Origin of the sequence: Mycolicibacterium arabiense (assembly GCF_010731815.2) — a bacterium.
Taxonomy (GTDB): Bacteria; Actinomycetota; Actinomycetes; order Mycobacteriales; family Mycobacteriaceae; genus Mycobacterium; species Mycobacterium arabiense.
Genome location: NZ_AP022593.1, coordinates 3,289,358 through 3,314,271, shown reverse-complemented (window position 1 = coordinate 3,314,271; position 24,914 = coordinate 3,289,358). Strand labels below are relative to the sequence as shown.

Genomic DNA, 24,914 nt, shown 5'->3' with positions numbered 1-24,914 from the left:
GGGCAGCGCGCTCCAGTTCGGGATGGAAGGCGGGCACGTGCCGACCCTACTGCCGATCTCGTGCGCTCAGTCGCCATCGGTGAGAGTCGCCTCGAACGCCACGCGATCGCCCCGGTACAGCGCGTGCACGACCTCGATCGGAGTGCCGTCGGTGTCGAGCGAGCGACGGTGCAGCCGGAGCATGGGCATCGCGGTCGTGGACTCCAGCAGCCCTGCCTCGCGCGGTGACGCCAGCACGGTCTCGATGCGTTCGGTGGCGGAACCGAACTCGACGCCGGTCGCCCGGATCGCAGCGTAGAGCGACGTCGTCGGATCGAACGTCTCCCTGAACCCACCGAAGCGGTGCAGGGGCAGATGGGTGTTCTCCAGGCCGATGCGCTGGCCGTCGGCGAGCAGGATGCGCTCCAGCCGCATGACGGGTGCGCCGTCGGCGACACTGAGCGCTGCCGCGAGATCGGCGGGCGCGGCGACGTCGTCCCAGCTGACCAGGATGCGACCGGGCTTGCGGCCCATGCGTAGCGCACCCTCGGTGTACGACCGCAACGAAAGTGGTTGCGTCAGCTTCGACTTCGCCACCACCGTGCCGCGGCCGCGACGTTCTATGCGGCCCTCGACGAGCAGCTCGTGCAGCGCCTGGCGCACGGTTTCGCGGGCGACCCCGAACCGTGCCGCCAGTTCACGCTCCGGAGGGAACGGATCGCCCTCGACCAGGTCGCCGAGCAGTTCCTCCAGCGAGGTGCGGATAAGGTAGGGCTTGCTCACGGGTACTCCTACGCCCTGCCGGCCAGGACGCGTTCCGCTACGTCCAGAACCTCGGCGATCGTCGCGCCCGGCGCCTCGGGATCCTTCGCGGCGTCGTCGTAGCGACGGAGACGCACGGCGTCCGGCCACCACTCGTGGCCGGTGAAGCCCTCATCGACGTGGGCGCCGCCCTGCGCCGCGAGCGAGCGCACCGACGTCTCGGAAAGGCCTGCGGCGTAGCCGGGTTCGGTGGCGACCAGGTACTGCTTGGCGGCGACGTGTGCGCCGGCTAGCCACGCGACCCGGTCACCGAATCGGGGGCGGAGCCACCGGCGGGCCTCTTCGTCGTGTGCGGACGAGGCGCCCAGCAGTGGGCTGTGTGCGACGTCGTGCAGCGCGGCGGCGAGGACCAGTTCGTCGTCGGCGCCATCGGCCATGGCGCACGCCGCGGCCTGCAGTGCGTGGTCGAGTTCGTCGACGGCTTCCTCGTCCCAGACTCCGCGCAGTGAGCGCAGTACGGCCTCGGTCTCCTCCAGCGGACGCATGGCCCAAGTGTAACCCGAATTGGTCTATACCAATTGTTAACCTGCTGTTCGCGCCGCCACCACCGCACCTTCCGTTCGGCGACGTGATCGACCAGAAAGGTTCCTTCTCATGCGTGTGACCATCATCGGCGGCGGGATCCTCGGGACCGCCCATGCCTTGGAGGCCGTACGGCGCGGCCACGAGGTCACCCATCTCGACCGCGAGACCGAGGCCCGCGGCGCAACCGTCCGCAACTTCGGCCTCGTCTGGGTCTCCGGGCGGTCCTCGACCGAACTCGACGCGTCCCTGCGTTCCCGGGAACTGTGGGAGCGGATCGGCGCCGACATTCCTGGCGTGGGCTTTCGGCCCGCCGGATCACTGACGCTGCTGCGCACACCGCGCGAAGTCGCCGTCGCCGAGGAGGTGGCGGCCCGACCGGACGCCGAAGCCCGCGGTTTCACGGTGGTCGAACCCGACCGGGCGCGCGCACTCAACCCGGCGCTACGCGGCAAGTTCGTTGCTGCACTGCACTGTTCGCTCGACGCCGCGGTCGAGTCCCGCCAGGCCATGCCCGCGATCCGCGACCACCTGGCCGGCACCGGCAGGTATCGGTGGTTGCCCGGCACCGAGGCCAGGGACGTGACCGGCCGCGTGGTGCGCGACGACCGCGGCGGCAGACACGAGGCCGACGTGGTGCTCCTGTGCCCCGGCGCCGCGCACGGCGGCCTCACCCGCGACGTCGCCGGTGACCTGCCGGTGCGCCGGGTGCGCCTGCAGATGATGCAGACCGATCCGCTCGACGAACCGCTCACCACCGCGATCGCCGACGGCGACAGCTTCAGGTACTACCCGGGTTTCGCGGGTACGGCGCTCGACGCGCTGCGCCACGACGAACCGCAGGACCCCGTCGCCGCCGCCCACCGGATGCAGCTGCTCTGCGTGCAGCGCTTGCACGGCGGGCTCACCATCGGTGACACGCACGAATACGACGAGCCGTTCGCGTTCGACGTCGACGAAGCGCCGTATGCCTACCTCACCGACCTCGTCGAGCAGTTCCTCGGGCGCCCGCTGCCGCCGATCCGGCGGCGCTGGGCAGGCGTCTACAGCCAGTGCGTCGACCCCGGCCTGCTGGCGTGCAGGCACCGCGCCGACGACGGCGTATGGGTGATCACCGGGCCCGGAGGCAGGGGCATGACACTCGGCCCGGCCATCGCCGAGACGACCGCCGACCTGCTGGAACTGTAGAGGAGACACGATGTCCGACAACCTGATTCGACTGGCCGTTCTCGACATGGCGGGCACGACGGTCGCCGACGACGGCCTGGTCGTGCGGTCGTTCGAGGCGGCCGCCACGGCAGTGGGACTACCCGAGCACGGTACCGAGCGCGAGCAGGCCCGGCAGTACGTGCTCGACACCATGGGGCAGTCGAAGATCACCGTCTTCCGGGCACTGCTCGGTGACGAGGACCGTGCGCAGCAGGCCAACACCGCGTTCGAGAGCGCCTACGCCGCGGCGATCGACGACGGCCACGCGCGCCCGATCGACGGTGCGGCCGAGGCCATCACGCGGCTCCGCGACGGTGGTGTTCAGGTCGCGCTGACGACCGGATTCAGTGGCGCGACGCAGGAGAAGCTGCTCGCCGCCCTCGGCTGGCAGACCATCGCCGACCTCGCGCTCGCACCCGGTGACGGCGTGCGGGGCAGGCCCTATCCCGACCTCATCCTGACCGCGCTGATGCGGCTCGGCGTCGACGCGGTAGCCGACGTCGCCGCGCTCGGCGACACCACCAGCGACGTGGACAGCGCACTGCGGGCCGGATGTGCCGTCGCCGCAGGCACACTCACCGGCGCCCACGACGAGGAGCACTTGCGCTCGGCCGGTGCGACTCACGTCGTCACCAACGTCGGCGAGTTCGCCGATCTCATCCTCACCTCCAACCGCACCGTGAAGGGCTGACCATGAAGAGACCACTACTGCGCACCGGCATCGCCGCGATGTCGGCGACCCTGGTCGCCGTCGCGCTGACCGCGTGTGGCGGCACCGGCTCGTCCGGCTCAGGCGGCGGCGAGACGCTGACCGTCTACAGCGCCGACGGGCTCGCCACCTGGTACGAGGGGCAGTTCGAGAAGTTCACCGAGGACACCGGCATCAACGTCAACCTCGTCGAGGCCGGCTCGGGCGAGGTGGTGTCGCGCGTGGAGAAGGAGCAGTCCAACCCCCAGGCCGACCTGCTCGTCACGCTGCCCCCGTTCATCCAGCGGGCAGCCGAGTCGGAATTGTTGCAGCCCAGCGGAGTCGACGCGGCAGGCATTCCGAGCGACCAGGTGGGACCCGAGGCCAGCTACGTGCCGATCGTCAACAACGCGCTGAGCTTCATCGCGAACCCGGGCGCCAACCCGAAGCCCCGCACGTGGGACGACCTGCTCGCGCCCGAGTTCAAGGGCAAGCTGCAGTACTCCACGCCCGGTCAAGCCGGTGACGGCACCGCGGTGCTGATCCTGCTGCAGCACCTGATGGGCAAGCCCGGTGCGCTGGACTACCTGACCCGGTTGCAGGCCAACAACGTCGGGCCGTCGTCGTCCACCGGCAAGCTGCAGCCGAAGGTCAGCAACGGCGAACTGCTCGTCGCGAACGGTGACGTGCAGATGAACCTGGGCTCGATCAAGGACGACGGCTCGAAGTTCGAGGTCTTCATCCCCGCCACCGCCGATGGCAAGAAGACGACCGTCTCGCTGCCGTACGTCGCGGGTGTAACCAAGGGCGCGCCGCACGCCGACTCGGCCAAGAAGCTACTCGCGTTCCTGATCTCCGAGGACGTGCAGAAGACCGTGGCACCCGAGGCGTTGGGCATCCCGGTGCTGACCTCACTCGTCGACGCCGCGCAGCAGTCGGCCGAGCCGAATACCCCGGCGGGCGTCCTCAAGGGCGTCGACGTGTGGGTGCCGAACTGGAACACCGTGCTCGCCGACCTCGATGCCGATTTGGCCGCCTACCAGAAGGCCACCGGTAGCTGACATGACCGACATCGGCGTCGGCCGCGCGGGGACGCGCGGCGCGGCGGGAACCCGCGCCGCGCAGGACTCCGCCAGTGCTGCAATCACCTTCGACAGGGTCGGGGTGCGGTACGGACGTGGCAAGAAGGCGACCGACGCGCTCGTCGACTTCAACCTGCGCGTCGCGGCCGGTGAGACGGTCGCCCTGCTCGGCCCCAGCGGGTCGGGCAAGTCGACCGCTCTCAACGCGCTCGCCGGGTTCGTGCGGCCGACGTCGGGCACGGTCCGGTTGGGTGGCCGCGACGTCACCGACCTGCCGCCTGCCCGCCGGGGGATCGGCGTGGTGCTGCAGTCCTACGCGCTGTTCCCGCACATGCGCGTGGCCGACAACGTGGCGTTCGGCCTGAAGTCGCAACGCGTTCCGCGGGCCGAGGTCGCGGGGCGGGTAGCCGAGGCGCTGGAGATGGTGGGCATGTCCGACTACGGGCGCCGCCTGCCGCGGGAACTATCAGGCGGGCAGCAGCAGCGCGTGGCCATTGCCCGCGCGCTGGCGATCCGGCCAGGGGTGTTGCTGCTCGACGAACCGCTGGCAGCACTGGATGCCCAACTGCGGCAGTCGATGCTGGCGGAACTGCAGCGGCTCAAGGAGGCGCTGCCCGATACTGCGATGCTGTACGTGACGCACGACCAGGCCGAGGCGCTCGCCCTCGCCGATCGCATCGTGGTCATGAACGACGCCCGCCTGATGGACGTCGACACCGCAGAGAACCTGTGGCGGCGACCACCGACGAGTTTCACCGCGGCCTTCCTCGGCGGTGCCAACCTCATCCCCTGCACGGTGGGCCGCGTCATCGGGACCTCGGCGCTGGTGACCTTCGCGCACAAGACCGTCAACACCGAGGCGCCGCAGCCGACCGTGGGCCGCACGGACTGGGCGCCGGGATCCAGGGCACTGTTGTGCGTTCGGCCGCACGCTCTGCGCATCTTGTCGCTCGGCGACCGGGATGCGCTGCGCGCCAACGTGAATGCCGTCGTTTGGCGAGGTGCCAGCACCCGGCTGGTGCTGTCGGTGGGCGCGATGCCCGACCAGCTGTTGGACGTCGACGTACCGGGCAACGCGCACTACGAGATCGGCAGCGAGGTGGGCGTCCGCTTCCCCGAGCCCGCCGGCGTGCTGGTGGCGGCCGCGTCGTGACCGCGACTCTCGAGGCGCCCGAGCACGCGCCCGGGGACGCGCGGGCCGGCGCACCCCGGTCGTGGGCGGCGTGGTGGGCGGTTCCGCCACTGCTCATCGTCCTGATCGCCGTGGTCTATCCGCTGGTTCGGGTGTGCCTGGAGTCGCTGTCCGCCGAGGGCGCGAGTGGGTTCTCGACGTGGACCGACGTGCTTGGTTCCGAGGCATTCCGGGACGCACTGTGGCGGACCGTGGCGATCGCCGTGGCGTCGACGCTCGGGTGCCTCGTCCTTGGCACGTTTCTCGCGATCGTGTTGGCGTTCGTGCCGTTTCCGGGTTCGCGGCTCATCGGTCGGCTGATCGACACGGTGCTCGCCCTGCCGTCATTCCTGATCACGCTGGCGTTCACGTTCCTCTACGGCACGGCCGGCGCGGTGAACGCGGCCATCGGCGGCCTCACGGGCAGTTCGTCGCCGCTGCTGAACTTCCTCTACACGCCCGCAGGCGTCATCGCCGCCGAGATCACGTTCTTCACGCCGTTCGTCGTCAGGCCGCTGCTGGCGTCGTTCTCGGTGCTGCCGCGGGCCCAGCTCGACGTGGCGGCCAGTCTCGGCGCGTCGCCGCTACGGGTGCTGCGCACGGTGGTGCTGCCGGAGGCCTGGCCGGCGCTGGTCGCGGGTGGCAGCCTCGTTCTGTTGTTGACGCTCAACGAGTTCGGCATCGTGTTGTTCACCGGTGCCAAGGGCGTGATCACGCTGCCGGTACTGATCTACACCAGGGGCATCGTCACGTTCGACTTGCCCGGCGCCGCGGTGATCGCGACGGTGCAGATCGCGCTGTCGCTGGGTTTGTACACGCTGTACCGCGTGGTGTTCGCGCGCCTGATGAAGGGCAGGGGTGAGGCGGATGTTGTTGTGGAGCAGGCGAAGTAGAGCGATCCTGATCGGGTTGTTCGGACTGGTCGTCGCGGTGGTGTTCGTCGCGCCGCTGGCGACCGTGGTGGCCGCCGGTCTGGCCGGGTCCTGGACCGGTGCGGTCCCGTCGGATCTCGGGTTCGAGCACTTCGACGACGCGCTGACCGGCGAGAGCCTGGCCAGTCTGTCGGTGAGCCTGCAGACCGCGTTCCTGGCGGGCGGTGTGGCCCTGGTGCTCGGGACGTGGGCGGCACTGGCTGCGCGGGAGTGCCCGCCGTGGCTGGCGCGGGTGGTCGACGGGGTGTTCCACCTGCCGATCGCGGTGCCGTCGGTGGCGATCGGACTCGGCCTGCTGATCGCGTTCAACGAGCAGCCCCTGCTGCTGGGTGGGACGCGGTGGATCGTCATCCTGGCCCACGCGGTGCTGGTGCTCGCGTTCGCGTTCAGCGCGGTGTCGGCAGCGCTGGACCGGCTCGATCCGGCCTACCGTCAGGCCGCGGAATCGCTTGGCGCAGGGCCGTTGCGTGTGCTGACCCGGATCACCCTGCCGCTGCTGCTGCCCGCGCTCGGTGCGGCAGCGGGGTTGGCGGTCGCGTTGTCGATGGGCGAGTTGGGTGCCACGGTCATGGTGTACCCCGCGACGTGGAAGACGTTGCCCGTCAGCATCTTCGCGCTTACCGACCGCGGCCAGGCCTTCCAGGCCGCGGCGTGCACGACCGTGCTCCTGGTGGTGACCCTGCTCGCGCTGGTGCTCCTCGGCCGAATCCGTGGCCGCGCCGCCCTCCGCTGAGGAGCTGGTCGGCGAGTGGCCAGTTATGTCACGCCAAACGCCGAATTGCGTGGCTTAAGTGGCCACTCGGCACTCGCGCCCGACGTCAAGCAGGCGGCGCAGGTGCAGGCGCAGGCGGTGGCGGCGGGCCGGGCAGCGTGATCGGCGCCAGCCCGGGGATCTCGAGGACGTTGGCCGGTGGCGGCTCCGGTGCCGGCGGAGGGATCTCCGACGCGGGCGGGCCGGGCGGGGGCCCCAGCGTGGGTGATTCCGAGGGAGGCGGCGGTGCCGTGCTCTCCGAGGGCGGCGGCGGTGGCGGTGTCTCGGCGGGCGGCGGCGCGACCGATTCCGCGGGGCCTGCGACCGGCGCAGGGGCCAGCGGCTCGGTGTACACGGGCGGGGGCGCCTCGACCGGAGCAGGCGCAGGGGCAGACGGGGGCGGCGGCGGCGGTGGCGGCGGGGGAGCGGCAGGCGGAACGTCGCCCTCCTGCCGCCCGACGCGACCGGTCAGCGGCGTCCAGTCGGGCCCGGCGGGCCGAGTCACGTTGCACGACACCTGACGGCTGCCTGCATCCCAGCTCGTCCGGGCCAGCGGCATGAAGTCGACGGCCAGCCCGGCCTCGGCGAGACCGCCCGGCGGGAGGTAGGCGTCGGCGATCCGCGTGCACTCGTCGCGGATGAACGACTCCTGCTCGGATTCGTCGGGGAAGGCGGCCGGGAAGCGCCCGGCGAGGCTCACGGCTCCGGCGACCTCGGCGGCATGCGGTTCAGCGCAGTCGACCAGTGCATCGGTGGGGCGATTCGACGCTTCGTCGACGCCGAGGCAGGTCCCGGGCGGCCAGACCTTGGACTGGTCCAGTTCGGCCACCGTGCCCTTGAATGGAACGGGCTTGCCGCCGGGTCCAAGCAGCTGCAGGCCACAGAGCAGGTTGCGGTCGGCGGGTGGGGCCTCCGCGTCGCCCGCCCACAGCACGCTGATCGTGAACTTGCTGTTCGGGTCGTACTTCGCCCCCAGGTACTCGCTGACGGCCCGCTGGCACGGCTCGGCGAAGTTCCCCATGTCGACGGACTTGGCGACCTCGAACATGTGGTCACTGCTGCACTGCACGAACGACGGCTTGTCGGGTTCGTCCGGTGGCCAGCCCAGGCACGTACCGCTCTCGGCGTTGCCGAAGACCTTCGCGGCGCGGGTGTCACCGCCCGCGAGGTTCCGCACGGCCGAGTCGGGCGAGCTGAGCTGGAAGACTGCACCGGCCAGTAGCGCCATCAGCACCAGGCCGAGCGCGGCACGTTTGTTCGTGCGCGCGGTCGCGGAGGCACACGGCGACGCGGTCGAGGCCTCGGCCTGGGTGCCCGAGCACAGGGCGCGCCGACGTTCGAGCGCGGCCAGCGCGGTGTGGAGGTCTGAGTCCTTCACTGGCGACCACGCGACCGTGCTCGTGGCCGGTCACCACCCGGGGCGGTGACGCAGCGGCGTTTGGCAGCCACGATTGAGAAGCCTGGCATACGTCTCTATAGGGCGCTATCCGAGGTCGCCGCATCGTATTCGGGTCGGTTCGCGATCGTTACTTGATCAAGGGGTCCCGCGGGAGGCCGAGGATCCGCTCGGCGATCGTGTTCCGGGTGATCTCCGACGTGCCGCCTGCGATGGTCATCGCGCGGTTGCCCAGGTAGGTGACCGTCAGCATCGGGTTCGTGCCGACGACGGCGGCGGCGCCCGCGAGGTCCATGCCGAGTTCGGTCAGACGCTGTGACCACTCGGCGAGGACGAGCTTCGTGACGTTGCCCTCGGGGCCCGGTTCCGCACCTGCGATCGCCCTGGTCACGCGGCGCAGGTTCAGCAGCCGGAGGGTGTGCGAGTCGGCGATGGCCTTACCCACCCGCCGCGCGTTGGCGGCCGCCACGTCGGGCTCCGCGCAGTCGAGGAGTGCGACGGCGTCGTCGACGGTGAAGCCGGTCGGCGCCGACGAGCCTCCGCCGATCGAGATCCGCTCGTTGCCCAGCGTGGCGCGGGCGACCAGCCAGCCCCGGTTGACGTCGCCAACGACGTCGCCGTCGGGGACGAAGACGTCGTCGAAGAACACCTCGTTGAAGTGCGAGTGGCCCGTGAGGCCGCGCAACGGGTTGACGGTCACGCCGTCGGCGCTCATGTCGATCGCCATCATCGTGACGCCTGCGTGCTTCGGTGCGTCCGGATCGGTCCGGACGGTCGCCAGGCCCCACTGGCACTCGTGGGCCAGGCTCGTCCACACCTTCTGTCCGGTGATGCGCCAGCCGCCCTCGACCCGCTTCGCCGACGTCCGCACCGCTGCGGCGTCCGAGCCGGCGCCCGGCTCGGAGAAGAGCTGGCACCACATGACCTGGCCGCGCAGCACCGGTTCCACCCACCGCTCGCGCTGGTCGTCGTTGCCCGCCTGGGCGATCGTGAGCGTCACCCAGCCCGTGATCCCCATGTCCGGCCGCGAGACGTCCTTGAATTCCTCCTCGATCACCAACTGCTCGAGGACGTCGGCCTCGCGCCCCCACGGCTTGGGCCAGTGCGGCACCAGGTAGCCGGAGTCGACGAGGAAGTCGCGCTGCTGCTCGGCGGGCAGTGACCGAACGGTGGTGACGGCCTCGCGTGCCGCGGCGCGGTGCACCTCGGCCTCCTCCGGGAGCGCGAACGAGGCGCCGTGCGCCACACCGCGGCGCTGGGCATCCACCACGTCGTGCAGTGGATCGCCTGCGTCGGCGATCAGCGCGGCCAGCGAGCGTGCGCGGCGGAGGTACAGGTGGGCGTCGTGCTCCCAGGTGAATCCGATGCCGCCGTGCAGCTGAATGTTCGTCTCCGCGTTGAAGATCTGCGTGCGGATGGCATGGCCTGCGGCGACCGCCGCCGGGAACCATGCACCGTCGAGGTCGTCGGCGCGTGCGGCGTCCCACGTCGCCGCAGTGGTCTGCTCGGCGTTGACCAGCATGTTCGCCGCGTGGTGCTTGACGGCCTGAAACGTGCCGATGGTGCGACCGAACTGCTCACGGACCTTGGCGTAGTCGACGGCCATGTCCAACGCGGCCCAGCTGATCCCGACCGCCTCGGCTGAGGCCAGCACGCGGAACACCGTGCGAGCCCGCACCGCTGCGCCCCGCAGGACGCGCGACGGATCGACCGGGACGTCGCGCAGTTCCACCGACCCGATGCTGCGCGTGGTGTCCAGCCCGTCGAGCGGTGTCACCGCCACGCCGTCGGCCGAGGCGTCGACGATCACCACGTCCTCCCCCGCGACCAGTACGAACAGCCCGGCGTCGAGGGCGCCCAGCACCGCTGGGCTCGAGCCGGTCACCGTGGAGTCGGTGCCGACGACCAACGTGCCGACGACCAACGTGCCGGACAGGCCGAGCGCCGCGACGGTGGACCCGTCCGCCAGGCCCGGAAGCAGTTGCGTGCGAACTTCTTCGGAGGCAAACCGATCGATCACCACCGCTGCGGCCACGCTCGAGAGGAACGGGCCCGGGCACAGTTCACGGCCCTGCACCTCGAGCACCACCGCCAGTTCGGCGAGCGTTACCCCGGAGCCACCGAACTCCTCGGACAGGGCCAGGCCCTGCCAGCCGAGTTCGGCCGCCGCCTGCCAGAGCTGCTCGGGATGCTTCGAGCCGCCGTCGAGGGTTGCGCGAGCGAGCGAGCGGCTGTCGAGGCGTCTGAGCTGGCCCGATGCCGAATCGGCGAGGTCGCGGTGATCGTCGGTGATGGCTAGCGCTGAGGTGCCCACGGGCTCGACCTAACCACCGTTGGGCGGTTGCACAGGCTGTGATGTGGTTCACAGATTGCAGGTCAGCGCGCGATGGGTAGACAAGTTGACGGAGTTGTCGTTTGCCAACGGCTAACCGGGGGTATGGTCGCGCAATGACGGCGCGACCGGATGTCCGGTACCCAGGCCCGACGATGACCACCCGCCTCCGCTGGTTGATGGAGGCCGGTCCATCGGACTATCTGCTGGCCATGAGCGTGGGCGCGACGTCGCTCCCGGTGGTGGGCAAGCATCTCGAACCCCTCGGCGGCATGACGGCCATGAGCATCTGGGGCGTGCGAGTCATGCCCGAGTTCGTCTCCGCGGCCGCGAAGTCCTGGTTCACCCCCGGCATCGGCGAGGCCAAGAAGCAGGAGCGCGATCAGGCCAACGCCGTCGCTCAGGCTGCGCTTCGCGGCGTGGTCAACACCGAGGCACTCGACACCGAATGGCCGGAGCCCGACCGCACCCCGCCGGTGTGGAAGGCGCTGGAGCACCGCCGAAACGTGTACCGGAGTTCGGTGCGCTACGGCGATCACCCCAGCCAGGTGCTCGACGTGTGGCGTCCCAAGGAGCTGCCCGCGCAGCCCGCGCCCGTCCTGATCTTCCTTCCCGGTGGAGCATGGGTGCACGGCAGCCGGATCCTGCAGGGCTACGCGCTGATGTCCCACCTCGCCGAGATGGGCTGGGTGTGCCTGTCCATCGACTACCGCGTCGCCCCGAACAACCGCTGGCCGCAACACATCACCGACGTGAAGACGGCCATCGCATGGGCGCGGGCCAACGTCGACAAGTTCGGCGGCGACCGCAACTTCGTGGCCATCTCCGGCACGTCGGCCGGTGGCCACCTGGCCGCGCTGGCCGGCCTGACCGCCAACGACCCCGAGATGCAGGCCGACCTGCCCGAGGGTTCCGACACCTCGGTGGACGCCGTCATCGGCATCTACGGCCGGTACTGCTGGGAGGACCGTTCGACGGTCGAGCGCGCGCGCTTCGTCGACTTCCTCGAGCGCGTTGTGGTCAACCGCAAGATCGACAAGCACCCCGAGGTGTTCCGCAAGGCGTCGCCGCTGGCCCGCGTGCACTCCGACGCGCCGCCGTTCCTGGTGGTGCACGGCTCCGGCGACACGGTGATACCGGTGAAGCAGGCGCGGGACTTCGTCGAGAAGCTCAAGCGGGTTTCGCTTTCGGTGGTGAGCTACGTCGAGCTGCCTGGCGCAGGCCACGGCTTCGACATGACCGACGGCGCGCGCACCGGACCCATGGCGACGGCAATCGGCCTGTTCCTCAACCAGGTTCATCGCAACCATTCGGTGATGGGCGACAAGCAGGTTATATAGCCTCGCGTCATGGCTCCCAGCACAAGCGCTCATCGGTCCGAGGCAGGCAGCCGATGAAGAGGCTCAGCGGGTGGGACGCGGTGCTGCTGTACAGCGAGACGCCCACCGTGCACATGCACACCCTGAAGCTCGCGGTGATCGACATATCGGAGCTGAAGGGCCGTCAGTTCGGCATCGACGAGTTCCGTCAGGTCATCCACGGCAGGCTCTACAAACTCGATCCGTTCCGCTACGAACTCGTCGACATCCCGTTCAAGTTTCACCACCCCATGTGGCGGGAGAACTGCGAGGTCGATCTCGAGTACCACGTGCGGTCGTACCGGGTCGCGAGCCCCGGCGGCCGCCGCGAACTCGACGCCGCCATCGGAGAGATCGCCAGCACCGCACTGGATCGCAGCCGCCCGCTGTGGGAGATGTACTTCATCGAGGGCCTCGCCAACGGCCGGATCGCCGTCCTGGGCAAGATCCACCACGCGCTCGCAGACGGCGTCGCCTCGGCGAACCTGTTGGCGCGCGGCATGGACCTCTCGGCCGACCCGCAGGCCGACCGCGACTCGTATGCCACCGACCCGCCGCCGGAGAAGCCCGAACTCGTGCGTACCGCGTTCTTCGATCACCTCCGCCAGATCCGGCGGTTTCCCGGCGTCGTGCAGTACACCGCCCAGGGACTGAGCCGGGTGCGCAAGAGCGACAAGAAGTTGTCCCCAGAACTCACGCGTCCCTTCACCCCACCGCCGTCGTTCATGAATCACCGCGTCGACGCCCAACGCAAGTTCGCCACCGCCACGTTGGCGCTGGCCGACGTGAAGCAGACCGGTAAGCATCTCGACGTCACGATCAACGACATGGTGCTCGCGATCTCGGCGGGAGCGCTGCGCGAACTGTCGCTGAAGTACGACGGTCACGCCGACCATCCGCTGCTGGCCTCGGTTCCGGTCAGTTTCGACTTTTCCCGAGAACGGTTGTCGGGCAACTACTTCACCGGTGTCATGATGGTGGTGCCCATCCAGCTCGACGATCCGCTGGAGCGGGTACGGGCCGTGCACGACGCTGCCGTCGACGCCAAGGAGACCCACCATCTGATGGGCCCGGAGCTGGTGAGCCGCTGGTCGGCGTACTTCCCACCGGCACCCGCCGAGAAGCTGTTCCACTGGCTCGCCGAGAAGGACGGCCAGAACAAGGTCCTGAACCTGCCGATCTCGAACGTGCCCGGGCCTCGCGAACACGGCCGGGTGGGTGGCGCACTGGTCACCGAGATCTATTCGGTGGGCCCGTTGACCACCGGCAGCGGCCTGAACATCACGGTGTGGAGCTACGTCGACCAGCTGAACATCTCGGTGCTCAGCGACGGCGCCACACTCGAAGACCCCCACGAACTCACCGACGCCATGGTGGCGGCGTTCGTCGAGATCCGGCGCGCGGCAGGGCTTTCCGAGGAACTGACTGTCGTGCCGTCGGCGATGGCGCAGTAGCGCCTGCCGCTAGGTGCGCTTCGCCCGCACCCAGTCGAGGAACCGGCCGACGGCCTGGGCCGTGTAGTCGCCGTGCGGCGAGCCGAAGAAGTCGAACGCGTGCTGTGCGTGCGGGATCTCGCTGTAGACGACGGGATTGTTCGACACCGCCTTGAGCGCCTCGACGAATTCGCGCCCCTCTCGGACCGGGATGATCGAGTCGTCCTCACCGTGCAGCACGTAGAACGGCGGCGCGTCCGCCCGCACCCTGGTGATGGGCGAGGCGTCGAGATACAGCTGACGGTTGCCCGCGAACGGCTTCTTGACGATGAACTTCTGCAGAATCGAGAGGAACTCCGGCCGGCCCGAGCCCTCGCCGGTGAACCAGTCGTAGCGGCCGTAGATCGGCACCGCGCACACCACCGAGGTGTCCACGTCCTCGAAACCCGGCTGCCACTGCGGCTCGTTCGGCGTGAGCGCCGCCAACGCGCAGAGGTGACCGCCCGCCGAGCCGCCGGTGATCGAGATCGACTCGGGGTCGCCGCCGTAGTCGGCGATGTTCTCCCTGACCCAGGCCAACGCGCGCTTGACGTCGACGATGTGTGCCGGCCAGCTGTTGCGCGGGCTGATCCGGTAGGCCATCGACACGCAGATCCAGCCGCGCTCGGCGAGATGACTCATCAGCGGGTAGGCCTGCGGCCGGCGCATGCCGATCGCCCAGGCACCGCCAGGCACCTGGAGCAGCACAGGCGCCTTGCCGTCGCGGGGCAGGTCGGCGCGGTGCCAGATGTCGGCGACGTTCACCCGGTGCGGCCCGTAGCGCACGACGTCGGTCTTCTTGACGTACGCCCGTCGCGCCCAGGAGGTGCGCAACACGCCGCCGGGCCGACGGCGCCGCTCCTCCTTGGCCACGGCGGCGTAGTCGTCACCGAGGGCCTCGCGCAGCGGTTCCTCGAAGGACGGCTGCGACTTCTTGTTGCGGTAGTAGACGTAGCCGAGCAGACCCCACGACGCTGCGGTGAGCGCCAGCGCGGCTCGACCGCTGCGGCTGGAGAAGTCGCCGCGAATGCCGCGCCGCAGCGCGTCGAGCACCGAGGCACCGGCTATGACCGGCGCGGCCTCGCCGGTGGGCCACCCCAGGAAGAACACCGGGATGGTGACGTAGCCCTCGCGCCCCAGGGGCTGTACGGCGTTGGCGGCGTTGAGTACTTCTGCGGTGGCACGTACCAACGACGTGATGTCGGTGGCGGTGCTGCTCCGGGGGCGTCTGCGCTTACGTCTGAGACCCATCGCCGTCCGAGTCGAGGAGATCTTGAAGCTCACGACGGAGAATCTTTCCAGTGCTGCCCCGTGGCAAACCTTCCAGGACCGTGATGGAGCGCGGCACCTTGTAGTTGGCGAGGTTCTCGCGGACGTAGGCCTTGAGCGAATCGGCGGTTGCCGACGCGCCGGGAGTCAGTACGACGAACGCCGCCAGACGCTGCCCGTACTCCGCGTCGTCGACGCCCAGCACGGACGCTTCGGCCACGTCGGGGTGGTTGGCGAGCGTCTTCTCGACCTCGATGGGGTAGACGTTCTCGCCGCCCGAGACGATCATCTCGTCGTCGCGGCCCACGACGAACAGACGGCCTGCGGCGTCGAGGTAGCCGACGTCGCCCGAGGACATGTAGTCCTCGTGGAAGTCCTTGGTGGTGCCGGAGGTGTAGCCGTCGAACTGGGTGGAGTTGCGCACGTAGATCGACCCCACCTCGCCGGTGCGCAGTTCGCGGAACTCGGCGTCGAGGATCTTGACGTCCGTGCCCTCGGCGGGCCGGCCTGCGGTGTCGGGCGCGGCGCGCAGGTCTTCTGGTGTGGCCGTGGCGATCATGCCGGCTTCGGTGGCGTTGTAGTTGTTGTAGATGACGTCGCCAAACTGGTCCATGAACGCGGTGACCACGTCGGGACGCATGCGCGAACCCGATGCCGCGGCGAAGCGCAGCGTGCGACCGCTGTAGCGGGCCAGCACGGCCGGCGGCAGGTCCATGATGCGGTCGAACATCACCGGCACGACGCACAATCCGGTCGCCCGGTGCGTGTCGATCAGCGCGAGGGTGGCCTCGGGGTCGAACTTGCGCCGCGTGACGATGGTGCATGCCATCGACGCGGCGAAGGCCAGCTGCGAAAAGCCCCACGCGTGGAACATGGGCGCGACGATCACCGTGGTCTCCTCCGCATGCCACGGCGTGCGGTCGAGGATGGCCTTGAGCGTGTCGGGTCCGCCGCCGGAGTGGCTGGCGCCCTTGGGCGTTCCGGTGGTGCCCGACGTCAGCAGGATGGTCTTGCTCTTGGCGGTGGCCCGCTGCGGGGTGCGGCCGAGGTTGGCGGCGATCAGGCCCTCGACGGTGTGGGCGTGCTCGTCCCCATCTGCCCACGCCACGATGCGCACCGCATCCGGTGCGTCGGCCAGGGCGCGGTCGACGGTCGGGGTGAACTCCTCGTCGTAGATCATCGCGTCGGCACCCTCGCGCGTCACCACTTCGGCGAGCGCGGGGCCGGCGAACGACGTGTTGAGCAGCAGGACGTCGGCGCCGATGCGGTGGGCGGCGATCAGCGCCTCGACGAAACCGCGGTGATTGCGAGCCATGATGCCGACCGTGCCAGGCGTCCCGCCGGCCAGTTCCTGCAGACCGGTCGCCAAAGCGTCTGCGCGCTGGTCGATCTCGCGCCACGTCAGGGTGCCGATCTCGTCGACGAGACCGGGGCGGTCAGGGCAGCGCTGCGCGGCCGCTGCGAAACCCGAGGTGATGCCCATGTTCTCGCGTGCCATGGCCGCGGCGACGCGAATATAGCGGTCCGGTCGCATGGGCGCGATGACCCCGGCGCGGGCCATCGTGGTGACCAGGCCGATGGTCGAGGTCAGGCGGTCGGTGAGAGCCACTGTCCGTCGTCTCCCGTCGCCTCAGCCGAGAACCGGCAGGCGGCGTTCTCGCGCGAGTTCGTCGAGGGCCGTTTGCATCACGTGCCGGATGTGGGCGTCGACCTCGTCGATGTCGGGGTCCTCGCCGAACTCCGCGACGATGTCGATGGGCGGCAGCACTTGCGTGACGATCTTGGTCGGAAGGGGCACGTTGACCGGCAGCACTGCGGAAAGGCCGAACGGGAACCCGATCGAGACGGGCAGGATCTTCGCGCGCACCAGCTTGTCGAGGCGCAGAGTCTTCGCGAGAGCGGTGCCGCGGGTGAGGTAGATCTGGCTCTCCTGGCCGCCGATCGACACCGACGGAACGATCGGCACGCCTGCGTTGAGTGCGGCGCGGATGTAGCCGGTTCGGCCGCCGAAATCGATCTTGTTGCGGGACAGCGTCGGTCGGTACACGTCGTAGTCGCCGCCGGGAAAGACGATGACGACGCCGCCGGTCCGCAGGGCCTCGTCGGCGTTCTCGTGGTTGGCCGGGATGAAGCCGGTCTTCTTGAACAGCTCGGCGGTGGGTCCGACGAACAGCAGGTCGAATCCGAGTGTGTAGACCGGGCGTTCGTAGCCGTACTTCGCGTAGAAGTCGGTGGCGAACACCGGCACGTCCATGGCGAACAGTCCGCCTGAGTGGTTCGACACGACGAGCACGCCGCCGGGCGGCACGTTGTCGAGACCCCGCACCTCAGCGCGGTGGTAGCCCTTGATCAGTGGTCGGATCCAGCCCATCACCTTTTCGGTGAGGCCCGGATCCCACTTGGTTATCCCTGTCGATGTGACCTCGGTCGGTTCGACGTCGTTCGCGCCCACGGATCCCCCTGCTGGAATTGGAACGTGTTCTAGTTTCCATGGTAGCGGGGGTGTCGTGGCAGGCCAAATGGGTGGTTTTGGCCCGCTCGGGTCGCTCAGATCTTGGCGACGAACTCCGAGGTGTAGAACTCCGCCGGAGTCTGCGAGAACTGCGCGGGCCGCTGCATGATGATCCACGCGCCGGTGGCGCCCTCTTGGACGGGGCCCGAGAGCGTGGTCCTGCCGGCGCCGATGCCGTCGGTCTGCAAGCTGCCGGTGATCACGCCAGGGGCGCCGGGCGCGCAGCCGATGGACGGCCGCGGGAGCTGGATGATCCGGACGTCGTAGTGCGTGTTGGGCTGGCCGGTCGCCAGGTCGACGTCTGCCGACACGGTCGACCCCGTCGAACTGACGTGGGCGGTGCCGCGGCCGTAGCCCCGCGCGTCGACCCAGTTCGACTCGATGAAGTCGCACGACTTGTAGTTGCTGAGGAGCGGCACCAGGGTCTTGCCCGAGCCGCCATCCGGGGCTGCCGAGGCCACCGCCGGGTTGGCGATTGCCAGCGCCGTCGCAGCCGTGACTAGCGCATACGTCATCTTGCCCATGCATCCATTGTGCTGTGAGGGTCCTGCCAGCGCACAAACCGGCAGGCGAGTGCAGGTCGGCGGCCTCCGCCGGGGTGTTGACCTCAACCCGCGTTGAGGTCGCACCATGGAGTCATGACACTCGAGACAGGCGCATACCTCGACCGGATCGGCCACGTCGGACCCGTGGATCCGACTCTGGAGACGCTGCACGCGCTGGTCGCCGGGCACGGCCGGACGATCCCGTTCGAGAATCTCGACCCGTTGCTGGGCGTCCCGGTCGACGACCTGGGCGCACCCGTGCTGACCGACAAACTGGTCGACCGCAGGCGGGGCGGCTACTGCTACGAGCACAACGGCCTGATGGGTTACGTGCTCGAGGCGCTCGGCTACGGCGTCGAACATCTCGCAGGCAGGGTGGTGTGGATGTCGGCCCCCGACGCGCCGCTGCCCGCGATGACCCACAACGTGCTGTCGGTGACCGTGCCTGGGGAGGACGGGCCGTTCCTGGTCGACGTCGGCTTCGGCGGGCAGACGCTCACGTCGCCCATCCGCCTCGAAGCAGGGCCGGTCCAGCAGACCCGGCACGAGCCCTACCGCATCGTGGCGGCCGATGACGAGCAGCTGATCCTACAGGCGCAGGTGCGCGGCGAGTGGCAGCCGCTCTACGCCTTCGGCACCCGGCCGCAGCCGCGCATCGACCTGGAGGTCGGAAGCTGGTACGTCTCAACGCATCCCGCGTCGGTCTTCGTGGTCGGACTGTCCGCGGCCCTGGTCACCGACGACGCCCGCTACAACCTGCGCGGCCGTAACCTGGCGATCCACCGAGCCGACGGCAGCGAGAAGATCCGGCTCGAGTCGGCGAGCGAGGTCCTCGACCAGCTCGGCGAACGCTTCGGTGTCGACCTCGACGACCTGGGGGACCGCAGTGTCGTCGAGGCCCGCGTCAAGCAGGTGCTCGACTCCTGAGTCAGACCTCGACGCGCCCGACGACTAGATCCCAGGGATCGCCGCTCAACGCGAGACGCCCGAGGCGACGGGCGTGCACACCGGCGGTGCCGAACTCGTCGGACCAGCTGCGGGCGCGCATCGTCGCCAGCCACAGCCGGTGCTCGATGGTCACGCCGATCGCGCCGTGCAGCTGGTGTGCGGTGGTGGTTACGGGGGTGACCGCCCGGCCGACGGCGATCTTCGCCGCCGTCACCGCGTAGTCGGCCTGCGCGCCGCCGAAGCCGTAGTCGGCGACTGCGGCGGTCGCCAAAGCCGTGACGGCGCGGGCGCCTTCGACTTCGCCGAGCAGCCCCGCCAGCGCGTGCTGCACGGCCTGGAACGCGGCCAGCGGGCGGCCAAACTGCGTGCGTTCGCGGACGTGCGTCGCGGTCAGCGCGGCAGCGGCGTCGAAGGCGCCGACCATCTGGACGCAGCGCGCCCACGCGCCGCGGCGCATCAGCTCGTCGTGGACGGTCACCGGCAGGCGCACAGCGTCATCGATGGCGACGTCGAATTCGATTGTGCCGCGCGGTTCCCCGGCGAGGTTGGCCGTGACGTCGATGGCTGCATCCGGCAGCACGGCGGCATACGTCGCGTCGTCGGTACGGGCGGCCAGCAGCACGGTGGGCACCGGCGGCCATGGCACCGAGGCCGCAATCCCGACCAGCCGTCCGTCGGCGACGGATCCCGAACCCATGGCGACCGTCATCGGACCGTCCGCGGGGACGGACAGGTCAGCGGCGCCGGCCAGCCACCCGGCCAGCACGTCGGTCTCGGGCAGCGGCGCAGCGACGCTGTGGCGGGCGAGCCCGTGCAGCACGACCGCCACCTCGGTGGGCCCCGCGTCACCACCGCTCAGGAGGCGGGCCAGCCCGGTCTCCTCGAGCGCCCGCCACGCCTCGTCGTCGACGGTCTCGGGAACCGTCGGCGTCGACGGTCGCGCGTCGAGGGAGCGACGGCCGATGTCGTCGACGAGTTGACGCAGTTCCTGGTCGACGTCCGAGTTCGTGCTCATGCCTTGCCAGCACCCTTCGCCACGATGCCGCGAAGCACCTCGTTGGTGCCGCCGCGCAGCGTGAACAGCGGCGAGTGCACGCGCGCGGTGGCCAGCATCGCGCGCAGCGGTTCGGCCTCGGGGCCCTCGACGGCGTCGATGAGGTCTGCGGCGATCTCGACGGAAACCTGCTCGAACCGGGTGCCGAGGTCCTTGACCATGGCCGCCCGGGTGTTCGCGTCCTGCCCGTCGGTCAGCGCCCGCGCCACCGACGCCGACAGTTGGCGCAGCGAGATCATCCGTGCGATCAGGTCGCCCACCTCGGCGGCGGTGCGGTCGTCGGTCCCGCAGCGTCCCAGCGCCCGGACGATCTCGAACAGCAGGGTCGCGGTGGACAGGATGCGTTCCGGCCCGCTGCGTTCGAAGCCCAGCTCGGAGGTGACCTGGTGCCAGCCGTCGCCGATCTCGCCGAGGACGTCGGCGTCGGTGAGTGCGACGTCGGTGAACAGCACCTCGTTGAAGTGGTGCTCGCCGTTCATCAGCACGATCGGATCGATCGTCACGCCGGGGAGGTCGGTGGGGACGATGAACTGGCTGAAGCCCGCATGCCTGTGGTCGGGGTCGAGCGGGCTGGTGCGCGCGAGCACCACGATCTGGTGGGCTTCGTGCGCGCCGCTGGTCCAGACCTTGGTGCCGTTGAGCAGCCAGCCTCCGTCGTCGGTGCGGGTGGCTCGCGTGCTGACGGCGGCGAGGTCCGACCCTGCGGCGTGCTCGCTCATCCCGATCGCCGAGTAGAGGCGGCCCTCGGCGATGCGGGGCAGCAGCCGCTTGCGCTGCTCTTCGGTGCCGTAGGCCAGCAGCCCGGGTGCGACCTGGCGGTCGGCGATCCAGTGCGCACCGACTGGGGCGCCGTGGGCGAGCAGCTCCTCGGTCACGACGTAGCGGTGCAGGTATCCCGTGCCGTTGGCCGGCGCCCGTCCGCCGTACTCCGCGGGGATGGTGAGGCCGATGAAACCCGCCTCGGCGAGCCGGATGCTGAAGCCGGTATCCCACTTCGACAGCCAGCAGTCCACGGCGGGCTCCCAGCCGTGCGCCGCCCGGTCGGCAGCGAGGAAGGACCGCACCGCGGAACGCAGTTCGGCGAGGTCGTCGTCATTGGCACACAGCGCGTCGAATTCGGTCACTGAGCCCCACCGTACTGGCAGCGCGCAGGTGCTCCGACGGAGCAGGAAAGATCATGTGCACCGACCGGCCCCGCGGCCATACTCGATCACTGTGAGCGATCAACCCAGTGGCCCTCGCCGACGGGACCGTCTCAGGGAACTGCTCGACGCCGTCGTCGACTCCGGCAACGCCGACGTCGCGGAGATGGCGCGCAGTAGCTTCGCATCGGAGTTCCACTTCTCCCGTCAGGTCAGCAGGCTCACCGGTGAGCCGCCGGCCGCGCTACGCCGACGGGTGATGCTCGAGCGGGCGGCGTGGCGGCTGCAGCGTGGGGAGGGCGTGGCGGCGGTGGCCGCCGACGAGGGTTGGTCGTCGCCGGAGGTGTTCTCCCGGGCGTTCAGACGCTCCTACGGGGTGCCGCCGTCGCAGGCCGCCGACGTGGACTTCTGGCTGACCGCACCCAACGGCCTGCACTTTCATCCCCCGGAATCGTTGTGGCTGAGCGACACTGGAGACGCGAAACCGCCCGACGTGTCGCAGCTGATGGTGGCGCACGACGTCGCCGACACGCAGTACCTGATCGACAGGTCCGCCGAACTCACCGAAGGACAATGGGCGGAACAGCTCTCGCCCGGTCAGGTGGTGCTCGACTGGGACGGCGAGGAACCCAGCGTGGCTGCGGTGCTGGGGGCCGTGGTGTGGACCAAACGGGTCTGGCTGGCGAGCATCGAGGGTGCCGACCAGCCCGAGCGCGGACCGGTCGGGAGCGCCGCCGAACTCGCCGAGGATCACCGCTCCGTCGCCGCCAGGTGGACGGCGATGATCGCCGATCACGCCGAGCGAGGACGACTGGGCGACACCGTGATCGACGCGCTGTGCGACCCGCCCGAGTCGTTCCAGCTCTACGGCATCGTCGCGCACGTCCTGACCTATTCGGCGCACCGGCGAGAACTCGCTCGCAGCATGCTCGCCCGCCACGGCGTACTGGCCGACCGCGGTGACCCACTGGACTGGATGAGAGGAAATTGACATGGCATGCGTGTACTTCACCGCATCGAGCCTCGACGGCTTCGTCGTCGACGAACACGACAGCCTGGACTGGCTGACGTCCCGCCAGCACGATCCCGACGGTCCGTTCGGCGTCGACGCGTTCATGACGAACATCGGCGCACTGGTGATGGGATCGGCCACCTACGAGTGGATTCTGAAGAACCACCCCGGGCCGTGGATGTACGACCAGCCATCGTGGGTGCTGACCACCCGGCCCGAGATCGTCGCCGAGGAGCACCCGGTGCACACGTTCTCCGGCGAGATCACCGACGTCTACCCCCATATTCGGTTGGCAGCCGACGGCAAGGACGTCTGGCTGGTCGGAGGGGGACAGGTGGCCGCCCAGTTCACCGCCGCGGGACTCGTCGACCAGATGATCGTGACCTACGCGCCGTGCTCACTGGGAAGCGGAGCACGTGTGCTGCCGGTGCGCTCGGAGTGGAAGCTGGCGGACTCGGCCGTGAACGGAGAATTCGTCTGCGCCCGCTGGGTCGCGGCGTAGCGGCTACTGCGAGGGGACGCCGAAGCGATTCACGAATTCCCTTGCTCTGATCAAGAATTCGATCTGCTCGGCGACGTCGTGCAACGGTTTCGTGCTGCGCAGGGAGCGGCAGAGCACGACCGCGCCTTCCAGCGCGGCGATGCTGGTGATCGCCAGCGATTCGGCGTCGGCGCTCTCGAGGCCATCGGCCACGAACGCGCGCGCCAGCGCATCACGCCAGTGACCGAACACGGTGCCTGCAACACCGACGAGGTCGGGCTCGTCGTCACCCGAGCCGATCGCGGCCGCCATCACTGGGCACCCGGCGGCGAAGTCGTCGTCTACCAGGCTGCGGTCCCAGAACTCGATGAACGTGCGAATCAGCGCGATGCCACCCTTGGCGACGGCCTCGTCGATGAGCGTGGTGATCGAGTCTCCGGCCATCCGAAGGGCCTCGGTGAGGATCTGGTTGCGACCGTCGGGGAAGTGGTAGTACACCGATCCGCGCGGCGCGCCGCTGCGCGTCAGAACTTCGTCGATGGTCACGCCTGCGGCGCCGCGCTCACGCAACACGTCGACCGCGCTGTGGAGCATCTTGGTGCGGGTGGCGCCCCGTTTCGTCGGGGTGCCCGAACGGGGCTGCATCAGGCAGCGATGCCCGGGCGGAGTAGTTGGTTGAGCCGGCTGTGGACCCGACTGGGGTAGGTCTTCGGTGAACCGGGACGCGACACGGTGCGCGTGAACCGGAGTCCGAGAACGTTCACTTCAACGGTCCACATGGGGCGCTCCTCGTCGTATGCCGTCCAGCATAGAACCGACAACACACCGATGTAGCGCTTGTATTCCGGATTACACCGACCGTGCGACGAACGGCAGGTGAAGCGGGTTGTGCGGACAAACGGCGGCGGCGGCCGGATTATGGTTTCTTGCATAGAAGGCAGTCATTCGACGAACCTGCACGAGGTTTTGGCACTCGAACCCGCGTCGGCGTCCGGCTCGAGATCCATGAATACCCGGGACGCAGCCAGGACGGTTGCGACCACGAGCCAGATGGCGACGACGGCGAGTCCCGCGGCGACGGGTGAACCGACATGGGCGACGACTCCGGCGAGGCCGATGCCGGCGGGCCCTGCGACCTGCAGGCAGGCATTCTGCACGCTGAGTACCCGACCGCGCACCGGACCCGGTATGCGTTCGGCCTGCAATACGCCCACCACGGCTCCCAGGATGGCGTTGGCCACACCGAACAGGGCCGCACCGGCGAATACCACTGCCGGCGAGGTCAGCGTGGCGATCAGCAGGAAACCCACCGTCGTCCCGAGCAAGGCGGAGGTCATCCAGAGTCGACGCGGGAGCCGCGCCCCAAAGGTGGCGAAAGTACCGGTTCCGCAAAGCATTCCGATCGCCAACGAGGTCAGGACGAATCCGAGGAGGTCCGGTCGGGCGAGCAGGCTGAAATAGAGCGGTAACACCAGGCCCTGCAGCCCCCCGATGACGAATACAACACCAACCGTGAGAGCTACCGTGCCGGCGAGGAATCCGTTGTGGCGCAGGGCCGCGACCCCCGCCGTCAACTGTGTCGGCAGCGGCTGTCGCTGGTCGGGCGCGGTGTCGACGGCGCCGAGGCGACGCGGCATGACGATGGTCAGGGCGGCAGCGGCAGCCGAGGTGGCTGCAGTGGCGAGCAGGACGGTGCTGCCGTCGAACAGCGAGAGCAACGTGCCTGCTGTCGCGGGTCCGATGACCAGCGCCATCGAGGTCATCGACTGGCGTAGACCCACCAACCGCTCCAGTGACACGCCGGTGTGCCGGGCCACCGCCGGGACCAATACCTGCCGGGCGGTCATTCCCGGCACGTCGCCGAACGAACCGGCGATTGCGAGGGCGATGAACCACCCCGTGTTGAGACCCCAGAACACGTCGACCAGCGGGATGGCGGCAATGGCGCCGGCCGACACGGCATCGGCGAGCATGGAGCAGGTGCGACGGTTGACGCGGTCGAGCACGATGCCGGCGCACAACCCGACGAGCAGCGCAGGAACGGCGGTCGCGGCCGATACGGCCCCGACGCTGAGCGGACTGCCGGTGGTCTGGAGCACGATCAGCGGAAGTGCGACGGCGGCGATCCCGTTTCCGAGCACGCTCAGGAAGTGTGAGCCAAGGTAGGCCACGGCGACGAACGGCATGGACGGCAGCAGAAACCGTGACGCTGGGGCGAAGTCAAGCGCTGAGCGCGG

General features: G+C 69.5%; 23 protein-coding genes. 11 read left to right on the top strand and 12 right to left on the bottom strand.

Going from position 1 to position 24,914, the window contains the following annotated elements:
* Positions 1 to 66: 66 nt before the first annotated feature.
* Positions 67 to 762, bottom strand: a complete 696-nt coding sequence (locus tag G6N61_RS17570) for a GntR family transcriptional regulator (protein ID WP_163919673.1) — start codon at positions 760 to 762, stop codon at positions 67 to 69.
* 8 nt (positions 763 to 770) lie between these two features.
* A complete protein-coding gene (locus G6N61_RS17565; protein ID WP_163919672.1) occupies positions 771 to 1,286 on the bottom strand; it encodes an HD family phosphohydrolase in 516 nt (171 codons plus the stop codon).
* A gap of 109 nt (positions 1,287 to 1,395) precedes the next feature.
* Here G6N61_RS17565 and G6N61_RS17560 point away from each other — a divergent pair, with 109 nt between their 5' ends.
* Genes G6N61_RS17560 through G6N61_RS17535 form a run of 6 tightly spaced genes read left to right on the top strand, consistent with a single transcriptional unit; the run spans position 1,396 to position 7,138 of the window.
* Positions 1,396 to 2,511: a TIGR03364 family FAD-dependent oxidoreductase gene (locus G6N61_RS17560; RefSeq protein ID WP_163919671.1), complete on the top strand. Its 1,116-nt coding sequence runs from the start codon at positions 1,396 to 1,398 to the stop codon at positions 2,509 to 2,511.
* Positions 2,512 to 2,521: 10 nt separating this feature from the next.
* Positions 2,522 to 3,223: a phosphonatase-like hydrolase gene (locus G6N61_RS17555; RefSeq protein WP_163919670.1), complete on the top strand. Its 702-nt coding sequence runs from the start codon at positions 2,522 to 2,524 to the stop codon at positions 3,221 to 3,223.
* 2 nt (positions 3,224 to 3,225) lie between these two features.
* A complete protein-coding gene (locus G6N61_RS17550) occupies positions 3,226 to 4,281 on the top strand; it encodes a 2-aminoethylphosphonate ABC transporter substrate-binding protein (RefSeq protein WP_163919669.1) in 1,056 nt (351 codons plus the stop codon).
* Position 4,282: 1 nt separating this feature from the next.
* Positions 4,283 to 5,455, top strand: coding sequence for an ABC transporter ATP-binding protein (locus G6N61_RS17545; RefSeq protein ID WP_170314474.1), 1,173 nt, complete (start codon positions 4,283 to 4,285; stop codon positions 5,453 to 5,455).
* Positions 5,452 to 6,366, top strand: a complete 915-nt coding sequence (locus tag G6N61_RS17540) for a 2-aminoethylphosphonate ABC transporter permease subunit (protein WP_163919667.1) — start codon at positions 5,452 to 5,454, stop codon at positions 6,364 to 6,366. The genes G6N61_RS17545 and G6N61_RS17540 overlap by 4 nt, the downstream gene beginning before the upstream one ends.
* On the top strand, positions 6,341 to 7,138 hold the full coding sequence (locus G6N61_RS17535) for an ABC transporter permease (protein ID WP_163919666.1): 798 nt from the start codon (positions 6,341 to 6,343) through the stop codon (positions 7,136 to 7,138). Before G6N61_RS17540 ends, G6N61_RS17535 begins: the two co-directional genes overlap by 26 nt.
* An 85-nt stretch (positions 7,139 to 7,223) precedes the next feature.
* On the opposite strand, the gene G6N61_RS17530 is transcribed toward G6N61_RS17535, so the two are convergent.
* Together G6N61_RS17530 and G6N61_RS17525 are read right to left on the bottom strand one after the other, a co-directional pair.
* The gene (locus G6N61_RS17530) at positions 7,224 to 8,534 is read right to left on the bottom strand and encodes a septum formation family protein (protein WP_163919665.1); all 1,311 of its coding nucleotides are present in this window, start codon (positions 8,532 to 8,534) and stop codon (positions 7,224 to 7,226) included.
* 148 nt (positions 8,535 to 8,682) lie between these two features.
* Complete coding sequence (locus tag G6N61_RS17525; RefSeq protein WP_163919664.1) at positions 8,683 to 10,866, bottom strand: acyl-CoA dehydrogenase family protein; 2,184 nt, start codon at positions 10,864 to 10,866, stop codon at positions 8,683 to 8,685.
* 134 nt (positions 10,867 to 11,000) lie between these two features.
* On the opposite strand from G6N61_RS17525, the gene G6N61_RS17520 reads away from it, so the two are divergent.
* The gene (locus G6N61_RS17520; RefSeq protein ID WP_163919663.1) at positions 11,001 to 12,224 is read left to right on the top strand and encodes an alpha/beta hydrolase; all 1,224 of its coding nucleotides are present in this window, start codon (positions 11,001 to 11,003) and stop codon (positions 12,222 to 12,224) included.
* A gap of 53 nt (positions 12,225 to 12,277) precedes the next feature.
* Positions 12,278 to 13,696 carry a WS/DGAT/MGAT family O-acyltransferase gene (locus G6N61_RS17515; protein WP_163919662.1) on the top strand — a complete coding sequence of 473 codons (1,419 nt, stop codon included), beginning with the start codon at positions 12,278 to 12,280 and terminating at the stop codon, positions 13,694 to 13,696.
* 9 nt (positions 13,697 to 13,705) lie between these two features.
* Here G6N61_RS17515 and G6N61_RS17510 read toward each other — a convergent pair whose 3' ends face one another.
* The 4 genes from G6N61_RS17510 to G6N61_RS17495 form a co-directional block, all read right to left on the bottom strand.
* Complete coding sequence (locus G6N61_RS17510; protein WP_163924901.1) at positions 13,706 to 14,965, bottom strand: alpha/beta hydrolase; 1,260 nt, start codon at positions 14,963 to 14,965, stop codon at positions 13,706 to 13,708.
* Positions 14,949 to 16,544 (bottom strand): acyl-CoA ligase FadD12, encoded by a 1,596-nt coding sequence (fadD12, locus tag G6N61_RS17505; RefSeq protein ID WP_276077916.1) that lies wholly within the window; start codon positions 16,542 to 16,544, stop codon positions 14,949 to 14,951. Before fadD12 ends, G6N61_RS17510 begins: the two co-directional genes overlap by 17 nt.
* 69 nt (positions 16,545 to 16,613) lie before the next feature.
* Positions 16,614 to 17,354 carry a lysophospholipid acyltransferase family protein gene (locus G6N61_RS17500; RefSeq protein WP_163924900.1) on the bottom strand — a complete coding sequence of 247 codons (741 nt, stop codon included), beginning with the start codon at positions 17,352 to 17,354 and terminating at the stop codon, positions 16,614 to 16,616.
* Between the two features lie 176 nt (positions 17,355 to 17,530).
* Positions 17,531 to 18,019, bottom strand: a complete 489-nt coding sequence (locus G6N61_RS17495) for a hypothetical protein (RefSeq protein WP_235887163.1) — start codon at positions 18,017 to 18,019, stop codon at positions 17,531 to 17,533.
* 114 nt (positions 18,020 to 18,133) lie between these two features.
* Between G6N61_RS17495 and G6N61_RS17490 the strand changes: the two genes are divergently transcribed.
* Positions 18,134 to 18,967 carry an arylamine N-acetyltransferase family protein gene (locus tag G6N61_RS17490; RefSeq protein WP_163919660.1) on the top strand — a complete coding sequence of 278 codons (834 nt, stop codon included), beginning with the start codon at positions 18,134 to 18,136 and terminating at the stop codon, positions 18,965 to 18,967.
* A 1-nt stretch (position 18,968) separates the two neighbouring features.
* On the opposite strand, the gene G6N61_RS17485 is transcribed toward G6N61_RS17490, so the two are convergent.
* Positions 18,969 to 20,003 (bottom strand): acyl-CoA dehydrogenase family protein, encoded by a 1,035-nt coding sequence (locus G6N61_RS17485; protein WP_163919659.1) that lies wholly within the window; start codon positions 20,001 to 20,003, stop codon positions 18,969 to 18,971.
* Positions 20,000 to 21,166, bottom strand: coding sequence for an acyl-CoA dehydrogenase family protein (locus G6N61_RS17480; protein ID WP_163919658.1), 1,167 nt, complete (start codon positions 21,164 to 21,166; stop codon positions 20,000 to 20,002). The genes G6N61_RS17485 and G6N61_RS17480 overlap by 4 nt, the downstream gene beginning before the upstream one ends.
* A gap of 85 nt (positions 21,167 to 21,251) precedes the next feature.
* Here G6N61_RS17480 and G6N61_RS17475 point away from each other — a divergent pair, with 85 nt between their 5' ends.
* Positions 21,252 to 22,175, top strand: coding sequence for a helix-turn-helix domain-containing protein (locus tag G6N61_RS17475; protein ID WP_407666491.1), 924 nt, complete (start codon positions 21,252 to 21,254; stop codon positions 22,173 to 22,175).
* Position 22,176: 1 nt separating this feature from the next.
* The gene (locus tag G6N61_RS17470) at positions 22,177 to 22,698 is read left to right on the top strand and encodes a dihydrofolate reductase family protein (protein WP_163919656.1); all 522 of its coding nucleotides are present in this window, start codon (positions 22,177 to 22,179) and stop codon (positions 22,696 to 22,698) included.
* Positions 22,699 to 22,701: 3 nt separating this feature from the next.
* Here G6N61_RS17470 and G6N61_RS17465 read toward each other — a convergent pair whose 3' ends face one another.
* Together G6N61_RS17465 and G6N61_RS17460 are read right to left on the bottom strand one after the other, a co-directional pair.
* Positions 22,702 to 23,322: a TetR/AcrR family transcriptional regulator gene (locus G6N61_RS17465; RefSeq protein WP_235887162.1), complete on the bottom strand. Its 621-nt coding sequence runs from the start codon at positions 23,320 to 23,322 to the stop codon at positions 22,702 to 22,704.
* Between the two features lie 296 nt (positions 23,323 to 23,618).
* Positions 23,619 to 24,863 (bottom strand): MFS transporter, encoded by a 1,245-nt coding sequence (locus G6N61_RS17460; protein WP_163919655.1) that lies wholly within the window; start codon positions 24,861 to 24,863, stop codon positions 23,619 to 23,621.
* Positions 24,864 to 24,914: the final 51 nt, after the last annotated feature.